The organism is Magnetococcales bacterium (assembly GCA_015232395.1).
GTDB lineage: Bacteria > Pseudomonadota > Magnetococcia > Magnetococcales > JADFZT01 > JADFZT01.
The window spans coordinates 50386-64245 of record JADFZT010000010.1 but is presented as its reverse complement, the minus strand read 5'-3'; the positions used below and the strand labels follow the sequence as shown (position 1 = coordinate 64245).

General features: G+C 54.0%; 12 protein-coding genes. 2 read left to right on the top strand and 10 right to left on the bottom strand.

Features of this window, described 5'->3' with window-relative positions; genetic code table 11:
* Positions 1–176 precede the first annotated feature (176 nt).
* From HQL52_04935 to HQL52_04920, 4 genes are all read right to left on the bottom strand, one after another.
* Entirely contained in the window at positions 177–3563 is a 3387-nt protein-coding gene (locus HQL52_04935) for a response regulator (protein MBF0368786.1), read from the bottom strand.
* Positions 3564–3578: 15 nt separating this feature from the next.
* A complete protein-coding gene (locus HQL52_04930; protein ID MBF0368785.1) occupies positions 3579–4133 on the bottom strand; it encodes a YfiR family protein in 555 nt (184 codons plus the stop codon).
* An 8-nt stretch (positions 4134–4141) separates the two neighbouring features.
* Positions 4142–6133: a TonB-dependent receptor gene (locus HQL52_04925; protein MBF0368784.1), complete on the bottom strand. Its 1992-nt coding sequence runs from the start codon at positions 6131–6133 to the stop codon at positions 4142–4144.
* Between the two features lie 522 nt (positions 6134–6655).
* Complete coding sequence (locus tag HQL52_04920) at positions 6656–6892, bottom strand: hypothetical protein (GenBank protein ID MBF0368783.1); 237 nt, start codon at positions 6890–6892, stop codon at positions 6656–6658.
* Here HQL52_04920 and apaG point away from each other — a divergent pair.
* Together apaG and HQL52_04910 are read left to right on the top strand one after the other, a co-directional pair.
* Positions 6891–7277 (top strand): Co2+/Mg2+ efflux protein ApaG, encoded by a 387-nt coding sequence (gene apaG / locus HQL52_04915; protein MBF0368782.1) that lies wholly within the window; start codon positions 6891–6893, stop codon positions 7275–7277. The genes HQL52_04920 and apaG overlap by 2 nt on opposite strands.
* Positions 7278–7570: 293 nt before the next feature.
* Positions 7571–8143: a hypothetical protein gene (locus tag HQL52_04910; GenBank protein MBF0368781.1), complete on the top strand. Its 573-nt coding sequence runs from the start codon at positions 7571–7573 to the stop codon at positions 8141–8143.
* A gap of 107 nt (positions 8144–8250) precedes the next feature.
* Here the strand turns inward: HQL52_04910 and HQL52_04905 are convergent, their stop codons facing one another.
* The 6 genes from HQL52_04905 to HQL52_04880 all read right to left on the bottom strand — a co-directional run bounded on the left by HQL52_04905 (position 8251) and on the right by HQL52_04880 (position 13795).
* Positions 8251–10455, bottom strand: coding sequence for an SUMF1/EgtB/PvdO family nonheme iron enzyme (locus tag HQL52_04905; protein MBF0368780.1), 2205 nt, complete (start codon positions 10453–10455; stop codon positions 8251–8253).
* A gap of 247 nt (positions 10456–10702) precedes the next feature.
* The gene (locus HQL52_04900; GenBank protein ID MBF0368779.1) at positions 10703–11923 is read right to left on the bottom strand and encodes a hypothetical protein; all 1221 of its coding nucleotides are present in this window, start codon (positions 11921–11923) and stop codon (positions 10703–10705) included.
* A complete protein-coding gene (locus HQL52_04895) occupies positions 11923–12435 on the bottom strand; it encodes a type II secretion system protein (protein ID MBF0368778.1) in 513 nt (170 codons plus the stop codon). The genes HQL52_04900 and HQL52_04895 overlap by 1 nt, the downstream gene beginning before the upstream one ends.
* Positions 12436–12448: 13 nt before the next feature.
* On the bottom strand, positions 12449–12862 hold the full coding sequence (locus tag HQL52_04890) for a prepilin-type N-terminal cleavage/methylation domain-containing protein (GenBank protein MBF0368777.1): 414 nt from the start codon (positions 12860–12862) through the stop codon (positions 12449–12451).
* Positions 12859–13302, bottom strand: coding sequence for a GspH/FimT family pseudopilin (locus HQL52_04885; GenBank protein MBF0368776.1), 444 nt, complete (start codon positions 13300–13302; stop codon positions 12859–12861). The genes HQL52_04890 and HQL52_04885 overlap by 4 nt, the downstream gene beginning before the upstream one ends.
* A 121-nt stretch (positions 13303–13423) precedes the next feature.
* On the bottom strand, positions 13424–13795 hold the full coding sequence (locus HQL52_04880; protein ID MBF0368775.1) for a prepilin-type N-terminal cleavage/methylation domain-containing protein: 372 nt from the start codon (positions 13793–13795) through the stop codon (positions 13424–13426).
* Between the last annotated feature and the right edge of the window lie 65 nt (positions 13796–13860).

Below are 13860 nucleotides of genomic sequence, written 5' to 3'. Positions count from 1 at the left end.
AAATGATACGTCGAACGATTGGAGGTCAATCAGCCAGAAAATAACGAACTGAGCTTCAGAAGGCAGTAGAATAAAACGAATTGAATTTCAGAGGCAGATAGAAAAAAACGAACTGAGTTTCAGAGGCAAGCAGACAAAAACGGAGACAAACTTGGTGGGAAATAAATGGGCTTGGCCTATTCGATGGTCACCCCCAAGGCTTCAACGAGCTTTTGAAGGCTTTCAAGGGCTTCATTAAAATCAAAACGATCCATTTTTTCTTCCAACTCTTGCAACAGCACCCCTTCCTCCTGGTTTTTCCGGCTTGCAATCATCGGCTTCATGGTATCCAGATGAGCCTGGGCGCTGGGGTCAAAATTTTGCAGGCACTTAGCCAGTTTTTTTGCCATTGTGGCAACCACGGCCAAATCCAGTGGCTCTGAGGAAATGGTTTCAGTGGCGCCATCCTCCCCCGCACTTTCCAGCTGTTTGATCAACGCCACCCCTTCGAGCACTTGGGCAATGGTCTGTTCAAAAACATCCAGCAGCTCCGGCCAGGCGGCGGTTTCACGATTTTTAATGGCTGATTCCAAAGCCCGGGCCGACTCGAAAAGATCGTGGGCGGAAAGATTGCCCGCCAACCCCTTGACCGTATGGGCCATATTGGCAGCCGCTTGTATATCATCCATCCGTTGTCCTCTGAGGATGGTACGGATGTCCAAGGCTGCATGACCATAATCCCGTTCAAATTCAGCCAGAAGCGAACGAAACAGCTTGTGGTTGCCCCCCAAACGCTCCAAAACTGCGGAGATATCGATGCCAGGCAGGCTCTCCGGCATGGAAACCGACTCCTGGGGATGATCCATTGCCAGGGGGCGTTGGATCACCTGCCCACCCCCCTGTCGTGGAGAGATCCATTGGGTCAAGGTGGTGTAAAGATCTTTCTTGGAAATCGGTTTGGTGATGTGGCCGTTCATGCCGGCATTGAGACTCTTTTCCCGATCCCCAGCCATGGCGTGGGCGGTCATGGCGATGATGGGTAACTCGGTAAAGAGGGGGTTGTTGCGGATCTGACGGGTGGCTTCATAGCCATCCATCTCAGGCATCTGAATATCCATCAACACCACTTCATAGGCCTGTTTTTCCACCATGCGCACGGCTTCCCGGCCATTTTCAGCGGTTTCCACCACCAACCCCACCCCCTCCAAAATTTCCTGGGCCACCTGTTGGTTGATGTGGTTATCTTCCACCAGCAGTACCCGAGCCCCACCGATCGTCTGCATGACCAGGTCGATATCGATGTGATCCGAGCCCAGGCGATAAGTTTTGGTCACCTCCTGGCCGAAGAGTTCCATGACGGTATCAAACAAAATGGAGCAGTTGATGGGCTTGGTCAGTACCGAGTCTACTCCCATCTGGTGCAACTGGGCTTCCGACTCTTGAGTGGGGCCAAAATCCCGCAACAGGATAATCCGGGTTTTATCGTGCTTCCCCTTCGCTTCTGCCAGGGTGGCCATCACCTGCTGAGCCGTCTCCACCCCACTGATACCCACCATCAAAGAGTCCACCAAAAGGAGACTGGGTGGGCTGTTTTGTTCCAATCCCGTGCGAACTGCTTCCACTGCCGCCAGCCCCGAATCCGCCTCTTCCACTCCAAAGCCAAAGCAGAGCACCATTTCTGCCAGGGCCTTGCGAATGGATGGATTGTCATCCACGACCAACACCTGAAGATTCTGCAAGAGGAGGGGGACTGTGAGATCTTGGCCTTCCAGTTCCACCTTACGGGCAAAAGCCATGGAAAAACGGAAGATACTCCCCTCATCCTGGGTGCTTTCCACCCAAATCCCCCCCCCCATCATCTCCACAAGACGCTTGCAGATACTCAGACCTAGCCCAGTTCCGCCAAATTTACGGGTGGTGGTGCCATCCGCCTGGACAAAGGGTTGAAAAAGACGATCAATCTGGGCTTCGGTCATGCCGATGCCGGTATCCCGAACGGCAAATTCCAGCAATACCCGCTCCGGAGAGGCTTCGATGGTTCGGGTTCGAATCTCTACCTCTCCCTCCGGGGTAAACTTGATGGCATTGTTGATGAGGTTCATCAACACCTGCTCCAGGCGCAGGGAGTCGCCGTTCAAGGCGTAGCGGCACTCTGCTGAGATGTCGAAAATCAGGTCTATGCCCTTTTCAGCCGCCATGGCCCGAAACAGATCCACCAGATGATCGAACACATCCCGCAACAAAAAGTCAGCTGATTCCAGCTCCAGCTTGCCCGCCTCAATCTTGGAAAAGTCGAGAATATCGTTGATGATGCGCAACAGGGAGCGGGAGGCCCCGGCAATCTTATCGAGATAGTCCCGGGCCTGGGGGGAAAGTTCGGTGGCCAAAGCCAGATCGGTCATCCCCATGACGGCATTCATGGGCGTGCGAATTTCGTGGCTCATGTTGGCCAAAAATTCGCTTTTGGAGCGGGAGGTCATCTCGGCGGCCAGGAGTTCAGCATCCTTGGCCCGCAGTTGTTGCTGGGCCTTTTTGAATTCGGTGATCTCCTTGGCCACCAAAATCAGACCGGCCATACTGCCATCCGCCCCCTGCATCACCGACCCGGAGATAAGAACCGTGATACGCTTACCATCCTTGCGAATCATAGCGGCTTCGATATTGCTGATGGCCCCTTCCAAAACCAACATATCGAATTGATCCGAACCAAAAGGGTGAGTGCCCTCCTCACCAATCACCACCTCCCCGACAAAAATTTCTTCCAGAGAAAGCCCTGTAATTTCTGCCTCTGAAAACCCCAGAAGCCCCGGGCGGTTGACCTTTTCGATCACCCCTTGGGGCGTGGCGACGATAAGAATGTCGGCCATGGAGAGAAGAATGTTGTCAATATAGCCCAAGCTCCCGGCCATGGAGTTGAAAGAGTCCGCCAACTGCCCCAGCTCATCCTTGGTATTCAAAGTAATGGTGGTATTAAACTGGCCATGGGCAATGGCGAGTGTGGCCTCCTTGAGCTGGGCAATGGGTCCGGCAATAACCTTCTGTAAGCGATCAGCCAGGGCATAGGCGATCATCAAGGCCAGGGTCAATACCGCCAGTCCCACGATGAGAGAACGCCACAACTCCTCATAGAGAGATTCCAAGCTCGCATGAATGACGATGGAACCAATTTTTTCCCCATCCAGAAAGATCGGATCCCGCAACAAAAGCAAGTCGTGATCAAACACGCTCCCCTCATACAACGGCAGCCCCTGCAGAGCTTGATGTTTCTCTGAATGAGAGGTACGCATGTATTGGGTAACCGGCTTGCCATCCGCATCAAACAGGGTGGCATTGAGGATGGTATCGGAGGCGGCCAAAGCCGAAAGGGTCTCCTCGGCGGTGGTAGCATCGTTGAAGGCCAGGGCTGCCCGGCAGTTGGAACCCACAATCCGGGCCTGGAGGGTAATATGCTCCACCAACGCCTTGCGTTCATTGAGCCAATCAGACAAGGAAAAGGAAGCCAGGGACAAAATGAGGGTGATGCCGCTCACCAGGGTCATAATGGCGGTCAGTTTGCGGCGGATGGAAAGATCGCTAAAGACCATAAAATCTTCGCTCGGCTATTTGAGGAGGCGCCCAACACGCAACAATCGGGATGAGACCGTCAAGCCGGCCTTTTTGATCGCTTCCCGGTTGATGACAAAACGGACAGCGCCTTTCTCGATAAAAAAATGGATCATCCCCCCCTTATCGGCAAATCCATCACTTTCACCAACGGTGAGTATTGGCTTACCGAGCATGGCCTGGATAATTTTTTCTGAGTGGCTTTTTTCTGATTCCGACACAAAAAGCAGGTGACAGCTGTCGGTCTCTGCCAGAGAGTCAGGGCGACGAATGTTGAGCGGTCGTCCTCGGACCGATTTTTTTTTGATGGCCATTAACAAGGAACCAAAGGAGTCCTGCCCCATCACACACACCTGAAACGGAGATTCGCTGTTTGGAAAAGCAGCACTCGGCCATTCGACAAATTTAGTGAAATTATAGAGAAACACCACCTTTACCTGGGCCTCGGAAGGAGCGGCCCAAACCCCACGCACTGAAAACCCCAGCACCAGGCTGACCGCAAGCAGCAGCCCCAGCAGGAAATTCAGTGGTCTGTGGAGAGGTTTTTTCACTTAAGCGCTCAATATTTGAAGGTCAGCTTGGCAAAAAAGGAGCGGGGAATTTCACTCTCCGGAAAACTGACACCGATAAATTCCGGGTGCTCGTTATCCATGATGTTTTCAGCACTCAGGCTGACTTCCCAATTTTTCGTGGGATGCCAGCCCAGCCGGGCATCCAGGCGGGCATAGGCGGGAATATCCGCATCTCCCTTCAGATGGCTGACATAGTAGAGAGCGGTATCAAATTCCAGATTGTAGGGAAGATCCAGATAAGAACGGATCTGAAACTGGTGGCTTGGAATCCGTTTTCCCCGGTCCAGACCCGCTGTGTCGGTGGAACCGCTCTTCAGTTCCAGATCCATGTTCAGAAAAGTGTGGCTACCCTTGAGCTTCCAGTTGTCGAGCACCTGCCAATGGATGGCTGTTTCCACGCCATAGGTCTCTGCTTCCAACATGCTGCCGGTCCAACTGGAGACCAAAATGCTGAAGGGTGGAATAAAGGTGGTCTCGTTTTCGTAGGAGATCAGATCGTCATAGGCATTGTAGAAGGCCGCAATATCCAGCATGAACCGGTCGCCGAACCGGCCCCGATAGCCCAATTCATAGGCCATCATGGACTCTGCATCCAGATTGTCGGTGCCGACCAGGGTATTGGTAAATCCGGTTTCTGAAACGATCAGACTGAAATCAGAGGTGGTCCGGGAAGGCGAGCGGATAGCCCGGGAGACGGCAGCCCACAGGGTGTTGGATTCGTTGACATTCCACAGCAGGCGAGCGTTGGGCTGAATTTCAAAACCGGAATAGTCGTTATCCTCAAACTTTGAGCCCACGATCAGTTTCAGGGTTTCATCAATCAGGGTGACCTCATCCTGGAGAAAAACACTGAAAATCTCATCGCTTTTTTCAGCAGGATCCCAGGTGACAAGGGTCGTGGAAACACCAAAACCCGATGTGCCACCGGATAAAACCGCCTCCCCGGTCTCATCGTCAGAGAGGCGATACCCCAACCCCCAGATGATCTGATGGCGGTCAAACGGGGAAAACTGGTGCTGAAAATCGAGATCAAAAATATCCCGTTTTTCATACTCAATCCGCTCCGCTCGATCATAGTAAAGCTGCAAAGAGGCCTCTTGATCGTTCCGGGCATGGGTCCAGCGCAGTAATACATGGCCCCCTTCATACTCCCCACTTTCCAAATCGACATCTCCCTGGAAAAGATCCCCCTGAAGCGTCAGATGATTGCGCTCATTGACCTGCCATTCTGTTCGGAAACCACCCCGCTTGCCATCCCAGGAATCCCCGGCATCTCCACCGGCAACGGCATTGAAGGCATTGCGCTCAAACCCCTTTCCCCAAATCCGGAAGGTGGCATCCTCTCCCAGCTGGCCACCATAGCGGAAAGCGGTGTGATAGGGTTCGAAGTCACCTCCCCCCAGGCTCACCAGCCAGCCCTGGGAATCTTTGGTCTTTTTGGTGATGATGTTGATCACCCCGTTGACGGCATTGGCTCCCCACATCGCCCCCCCGGGGCCCCGCACCACCTCAATCCGCTCCACATCCTCCAGCATGGTATCCTGCATATCCCAAAAAACGCCGGAAAACAGTGGTGTATAGATGGAACGGCCATCCATCAGCACCAATAACTTGGCAGAATATTGGTCGTTGAAGCCCCGAGCCGTGATCGCCCAGTTATTGCTGTTGAAACGGGCCACATGAAGGCCGGGAGCCATGCGCAGCGCTTCGGGAATGGAGGTGGCGCCCGAACGGCGGATCTCCTCCTGGGTGATCACATAAACAGCCGCAGCCGTATCCCCTAGACGCTGCTCCTTGCGAGAGGCGGTGGTCACCTGGATATTGACCAGATCCTCGATACTGTATTCCATCAAGGCTTCCAGCTCATCGAAGGCTTGCTCGTCCGCCATCTCCTGGGCATAAGCAGGAGCTGTGACCAAAAACAGAGGTACGGCAAGCAGCCGCAGAGAGTGGCGCAAACCAGCGTCGGAAAAAATCATCTCACACCCCCCCAGAGGGTAAGAAAGAAGGCAATCGCAACATGTTGAAACCTCAATGAACTGGCGTCAGCATCAGCAGATCCAGCCCTTTCGTCTCAAACAGTCTGAATCAGGCTAATTGTACCGATTCAGATGATCCTTGTTTTGGATTCACAATCAGCCAACCCACCCCAGGTCGGCTGCCCTACCCATCCACAAACGATGCTGTTCAGTCAAAAAAACGGACCAAAGGCCCACCATCCAGAGGAGCAAAACTTAAAAATTTTACACAAAATTAACCGGAATTACAACTATTTCACAAATAATGAATGCTTATAACGAAACAAACCAAACTTGATACAAAGGATCAAAGTGTCTCCTGAAAAACAGCTGTATGTTACTTATTTTACAGATCAATCATGCTTTTACCGGCAAAACCGGAAACAGCCAGGAACACAAAAAATTTTCTGTTTATCTTTGATATTGGCCCACAGCGTGCCATCCAGCCCCAGGACAAACTTACGGCATTTTCCCCCACCCATTTCAGCCCATCTGAAAATGGGATCGCCCGCTTAATTCAATCCCGGCAACACCCAATGGGAACTGATTGATTCCCCAAAGATCCAAGGGGTACCGGCAGCATGGCCAAAAACAGTTTTGATAAACCGCCAGTGGGTTCTCTTTTTCAGCTCTGCCCTTTGGCCAGCCTTGTTTCCAGGTTTTGTCAGAAAAATAACCGATTATACCTAAAAAACCATCAAAAGCAGGCCTATAGACCATGAGCGATCTACCCAGTGAAATCACCGTCGAAGTCATGACCCGCTACATCGCCGAACGCTCCAAACCCGACGATGATCGTTACGCCTTTGCTTATACCATCACCATCCGCAACGAAGGCCCCCTCGCCGTACAACTTTTGCGTCGACACTGGCTCATCAGCAGCCACAACGGTCGGATTCAGGAGGTGATGGGAGAAGGGGTGGTGGGGGAGCAACCCTGGCTCAACCCAGGACAATCCTTTTCCTACACGAGTTGGGCGATGATTGAGACCCAAACCGGGGAGATGAGCGGCAAATATTATTTCACCACCGAACAGGGTGAAGGTTTTTGGGCCGAGGTACCCGCCTTCTTTTTTATAAAACCGGAAAAACGGGTACTGCATTGACCCGACCCAAAAGAGCACCCTCCCCGGCCTGATCCCATCAGCTGATCCACGCCACCCGTTTTCCATCTGTCAAACATGGCACAAAAAGTGCGTTCCTACCCCCATATCATGGGGTAGCCATAAGCTTCTCCTCGACCAACCGGGGAAGCTTTCTGGCTGGCAATGGCATTTCACCCTATTTTGTGGTAGTATTCAAAACCTGAATTAAATCCGCCCCCCTCTCTTCACCATCATTGAGGGAAAAAGGGTGTCATATTCACTGTTTTTGGATCTTCATGGGATCACTAGTGCACATGTTTTCCAAATCCAAAGCCGCGAAAAAATGGCTCAAACCATTCACGTGCCTGACCCTCCTATTGACAGGAATCAGCACCACCCCTTCCCTGGCGACGGCCACCTCTCCCCAAGCCATCGTAAAAAATGGTGACACTCCCGTCGGTATCATGATCTACACTACCTTGCCAGGTGCCGATGAAATCAGGCTTGACTTAATAACCCATACCGGCTTTTACGTTCGTCTGGAAGGATCCGTCTATTCTCGGGGGATGGAGGTGAAAAGCGTGATCTCCAAGGAACGTTTTTATTTTGAAAAGAAAGATTGCACAGGCCAAGCCTTCATCGCCAACCCTCGCTGGCCTATCGCCATGGGATCTCTGATTCATTTTGACGACAATCTCTATTATCTCAAACAGGATCAAGCCAGCGAAAAGGTAGAGGTGATGCACTACATGCTGAAGGGGCGGGGGGAGTGCAAAAGCATGCCCAAGGAAACCAAACAGTTGGTGCCGGTCTATCCCAACGACGAGCAGGTAACCGGTGTGCCGAAAGAGGGATTTTCAGGGCCTATTGCCATTGAGATGCGCTGAAAATTCATAGCTTGACCTGTTTCCAAATCAAAAGCCGGGCCTTGGGGAAATATCCTCCCAAGGCCCGGCTTTTTTTATCATCCAGGATGAAGCGTTACACGATTTTTCTATGGATTTTTCACCAGGCGCATACCCAAATCGTTGAAGCGAATGCTGGCATCACTTCGATAACGCCCGGCTGAGCGGACATCTCTGGGGGGATCATACCAGCCCCCACCCCGGCGCACCCGATGGGTACCCTCTGGAGGGCCTTGGGGATTGTTGATGGGGCTCACCTGGTAATAGTCGTTGTTGTGCCAATCCGACACCCATTCCCAAACGTTGCCGCTCATATCGTGAAGGCCCAGGGCGTTGGCCTCCAGGAGACCTACCGGGTGGGTTTCCTCTTCGGAATTATTGGAATGCCAAGCTACTTTGCCGACTAAAAACCCCCCGCAAAATTTTTCGTCCCCACCACCAGAGCGGCAGCTGTATTCCCACTCTGCTTCCGTGGCGAGCCGATAGTGGCCATTTCCCTGACTCGATAGCCAGGCAGCCATTTCGTTGGCATTGTTCCAGGAGACCCCCACCACTGGATGATCGGCCACGGAGAGGGCTTTGCCCAGTTGGTTGTAGTGCTCCAGGTTGCCACCGGCCTGCCATTCCGTGGGAGCGCAACCGCCAGCGGTGACGCACTGGTTGTACTGGGCGTTGGTCACCTCATGCTTGCCCACCCAGAGATCACCAACACACGCCTCGTGAATCGGCTGCTCATCTTTTTTACCGTCATCGCTGCCCATCTGAAAGCAGCCGCCCCCCACCTTGATAAAAACCATTCCCGTTACCGGCTCGATCCACTCTTCGATGGGAAGATCGCGGGCTGGTCCCCGTTGGCTGGCAGGCATCATCCCGGAAGCACCCGGGGGCATGTGTCGGGCCTGTTCTGGCGTGGCAAACTGTCCCGGGGCTGTCTGACCTGCGGGTGCGCTCTCCTCGCCCATAAAATGTTGATAGCCAAACCATCCCCCCGCTCCGAGTAAAATGGCCAGAACCGGGATCATCAATCCACCGGAAGATTCCTTCTCATACTCCTCTTCCTCCTCCTCCAGATTTTCCGGAGCGACCCGATCAGGGGCCGGGGCAGGTTCGGGGGAGAGTGGGGCTTCGGGTTGCGCTTCACTGCCTGGGCCATCCGAAGCAGGATCACTTCCGGCTGGCGGGGTCTCCTCTTCCTCCTCATCCTCTGGTTCCAGCTCCAGGGCAGGTCCGGTGGGAAAGGTGGTCGCCTCATCCAAAACCGGCATATAGTCGTCATGATCGGCAATATCCATCAGGGTGCTGGCAGGCTCCTGGAAGTCAGGCCCGCCTGCTGCAAATCCCGGTGGTTGCCCCATCATCGGTCGGGTCAGGGGTTCGTCCACCCCGTCAAATCGACCGGTAAGGCGCTCCTTCAACTCCATGGTGTTTTGGGGGCGGTCTTTTTCCAGAACCTGCATCGCCTTATCGACGGCGTTTAAAAAATGGTCTGAATAGTAGCCGCCAGCCACCGACAAGGCCGAAGGGGTGGGGTCGGGTTCGCTCTGGAGGATGGCGCTGCCCCGATCCGTGGAGTGATCGGGCAGGCGACCGGAGACCGCCCGGTAGAGCACCGCACCCAAGGCATAAATATCGGTCCAGGGCCCCTGCCGCTTGCTGGAAGAGTGGTATTGCTCAAAGGGGGCGTAGCCCGGCGTCAACATGGCGGTGACGGTTTTGGTCTGCTCACCCATGGTTTGGCGGGTAGCGCCAAAATCCAGCAGCACGGGAGAGTCGTCCTTTTTGCGCAGGTAGATGTTGTCGGGCTTGATATCCCGATGGATAAAGCCCTCCTCGTGGAGAACATGAAGACCGTCCAGGAGCGGCAGGACAATCTCCAGAAGCTTTTCTTCGGTGAGCTGCTGGCGGGCCTTGAACAGATCCCCCAGGCATTTGCCATCCTCATAGCTCATCACCATGAAGGCGGTACCCATCTCCTCAAAAAAATTGAGCACCTGGACGATGTTGGGATGGCGAAAACGGGCCAGGGTACGCCCCTCCTCCAGGAAGGCTTCGAGCCCGGTTTTGAACTGAGCCTCCTCGTTGGGGGATTTGGGCCTGAGCTGACCGCTGGCCAGATCCCGCACCGCGACCCCGGCGGGAAAATATTCCTTCAGCGCCACCGGCATTTTCAGCCGGGTATCGGTAGCGAGATAGGTGATACCGAATCCCCCCTGACCCAGTACTTTTTCAATCTTGTACTGGAGCAGCATGGACTCTTCGGGAATAGCGTCTGGAAATGTTTTTTTCTTGGCCACGGAAAATCAAACCCCCCATTGGTCTTTGGCGGCAGATGATTATTGAAGAATCATTCAACAACAAAATATACCCATTCACGCCACATGTCGCCAGCTGATTTCATCCCGAGCAATCTTTTTCAAGAGGGAACAAAGTGAACCCCCCTCTCTTTGAAATAAACAAACTGGTTCAGGAACAGTATTGACATGTGAGTGAGAATTGTTGCGATTATCACAAAAAACCACTCTCACTGGAGATAGGTTGGATTCAGCTGCCGGGCTCTTTCCAGGAATTTACAGAGGTGGCCAGTTCAGAAGAAAAAAGAGCGTCAGCCGCATCCGGGTTATAATCGAGAGATGCGTTATTACTGAGCTCCACACTGCCCTCACTGAATATCGCCCCCTCTATCCCGCCATTGTTACTGATTTCAACTTCCGTATTGACACCGGCTCGAATGACGGCAGAAACCTGGGCATTATTCTCAATTTCAAGGGAGGCACCATCGTGAACATAGATGGTCATATCCTCGGCAGATCCCCCTTGGGGGGTCGCATTATTTTCGATCTCCGCCTCATTTCCGATATAAAAGTTGACATGCCCTGGTGAGCCGTCATCATTGGTGCTGATCTGAAAAGTGACATTGTTCCCGGTATCAAAATCTTCAAAATAGTAGTCGCCTGGTGCAAATATAACGGTGACATTGTTGCCCACATCAAAATCCCGAATCAGATATTCCCCATCCTTGGTGGAAAAATCGAGGGTACAGTTGTTGCTTACATTGATTGAATTGTAATGAGTGGAATCATCCAAGGAAACGGAGCAATCGTTGCTGTGGCTTTCGTCATTACCGCCTGCTGGGATATCGATAAATGGGGGTAAATCCGGCAAATCAGGGGGGTCGTTGCTGGGAGTGGCCGTATCATCAATAATTCGATATTCCCCATCAATATTGGGAATTTCCCCCACATAAACGCCCTCATCATACAGATCGACGTTGTTGGAGACCTCCAAGCCCCCAGGACCTGCTGTAATCGTCATCCCATCCGCCCCCCCACTGTCACACTCCACATCCCACGCCACACTTCGCACACCCCGGGCTTCGGCCTGGGAAGGGACATAACCGGTGCTGGAGAGGGTCCAGTTGGTGCCGCCATTGAAAGTAACAGTGGCGATATACTCACCGATGGCGGTACCACTGGCGGAAATAGCCCCGGAGTTGATGGTCCAGCTGGCTTCGGCGCAGCTGGAATCAAACAATTCAAAACGGGCCGCTTCCAAGCCTGCCTCCGCCAGATAGAGGGCTTTGGAGGCGGAATAGTTGCTGCGGCTGCTTTCGTGGCTCACCACCGACATCCGGGTCATGTTGGCAGAGAGCACCCCCCCCACCAGCACCAGAGCCAAAGCCATCAGCAAAGCCGACCCCCGTTGGGTTTCTGGAGGCGACTTCGAGCCTTTATCGATAAATTTACTGTCAGTAGTGGGTTTCATCAGTTCCGAATCCCTACTGTCGTGCGGAAAGGTTCCCCCTGCCCCCCCACCTCCACAGTCAGATCGATCTGTACCGTGGTGTCATAGGTTCCACTATTTACCGTAAACGCCAGCGCCGTCACCCCTTCCGCCAGAATACTCCCCCCCCGCATCAGGGTATCGTTATTCAGTACAAAGGAAACCGCCGCACCATTTTGATCGGTAAAGGAGATGGAGCTGGCCCCGGTGACGAGGGTGTCAGGATCCGCCCCCCGCAACTCCCGGGTCATTCGCTCCAGAGCCAAAAGCGCACGACTGTCGCTCTCTCGAATGTTGGAGTGGAGAAAAAAGGTTTCAAATCCTACCGATAGAATGGGCAACACCATGCCGGTCACCACCGCCAGCAGCGTGATGGTCATCACCATCTCCAGGAGGGTAAATCCCAAGCGCCGGGCTTGGTGCCGGGGGGCAAGCCACTCTCTCCCCCTCAATCGACCGGCAACAGGCCAGCTCCTTTCTGGTGATGGGATCATGGTCATTCCCCTGTCACTCATAATCGATCAACAACGTAGCGGCCTCAATCGTGGCTCCCCCGGGGGCGACCACCGAAACTTCCACCAATTTGCAATCCGCCCCCGCTGGACAACCATTACTACCAGCACCCTGAGCCGACACCGTCACCGTAGGGGTAAAGACTTTTCCTGCCAGGATGGTGGTGGCAAAGGCAGTGGTGGTGTTGTCATACCCTTTGGCTGGATCACCGCTGCGGCGGTCGGTGAGGATGGTATCCAGGGTCTGCTGGGCCACAAAGGTCGCTTGGGCCACCTCCCGGTTCAGGGTGGGGTTTTGCAAAGAGGTGACCATGGCCGATGAGAGACCCGCTGCCACCATACCGATCACCACAATCACCACGATCACTTCCAGAAAGGTATAGCCGCGATGAGAGAGGGGATGATTCATGGCACGCTCACATAGCCGGTGTCGGCAGCTACGCCCACCTGGGTGGTGCCATTGTCGGTCACGGTGATGGTGGTGGCTCCGGCTGTGGGAGAGCCGAAAGAGTCGAACTCGATGGTGAAGGTGGAGAGGCTGCCCCGCTTCAGGGTGGTGGTGCTACCCGCTACGGGGTTGTTGCTGCTGTCGCGGATTTCGTAGGAGCTGTCGCCGGTGGAGAGAATGGTGTAGCGCTCCCCCCGGTTCATGGCGTGGGATTGGGCCAGGCGGATCTCCCCCGCCAGCCGCCGGGCTTCAGCCACCCGGTCCACCCCATCCGGAAAAAGAGGAATGGCGGAAAAAGCCAAAAGCCCCAGAACCACCATCACCAAAACCAGCTCCAGGAGGGTAAAGCCTTCGGTATCAAGGTGGTTGGAACGTCTCAGGAGCGATCCTGGTTTCGCCATCTGCCACACCCCCTGGTGGTGAAGGAGTCACCCCCAAGCCCGCCATCTTAACCTGACTCTCTCAAGCAAACCTGGAAAGAAAAGCCTGCTGGGCCTGGCAACTGTGGAAAGCCGGAGCTGGTTACTGAATCGGAGCGGAGGTATAGGTGGTATCCCCCTTGGTGTGAAGCACCGTGCAGCCATTCCCGGGACTGCCGCCCAGGGTATAATCAGCGGCATCAATACCGCTCAACAGCCCCATGGCAGCCGAACAGGTGAGGCCGGAGCAGGCGGTTTCCAGGCCCACTTCACAGCGGGCGTTATAGCTGGCCGCAGCAGCGCCGATGGCTCCGGCGACCGATTCGGCATTGGCGTTGGCGGCACTTGGTCCCAGGGAGCCAAACTTGGGCAGGCTCATGGCCGCCAGAATGCCGACGATGACGACCACAATGACCAGTTCCAGAAAACTGAATCCCTGTTGATCTCGATAACCGGCTGATTTGGCCCTTTTCATCTATCAGATCAACTCCAGTCCAGCTGGGGAAAACCCCTTTGAGGGAATCTATTGCCGACCGACTA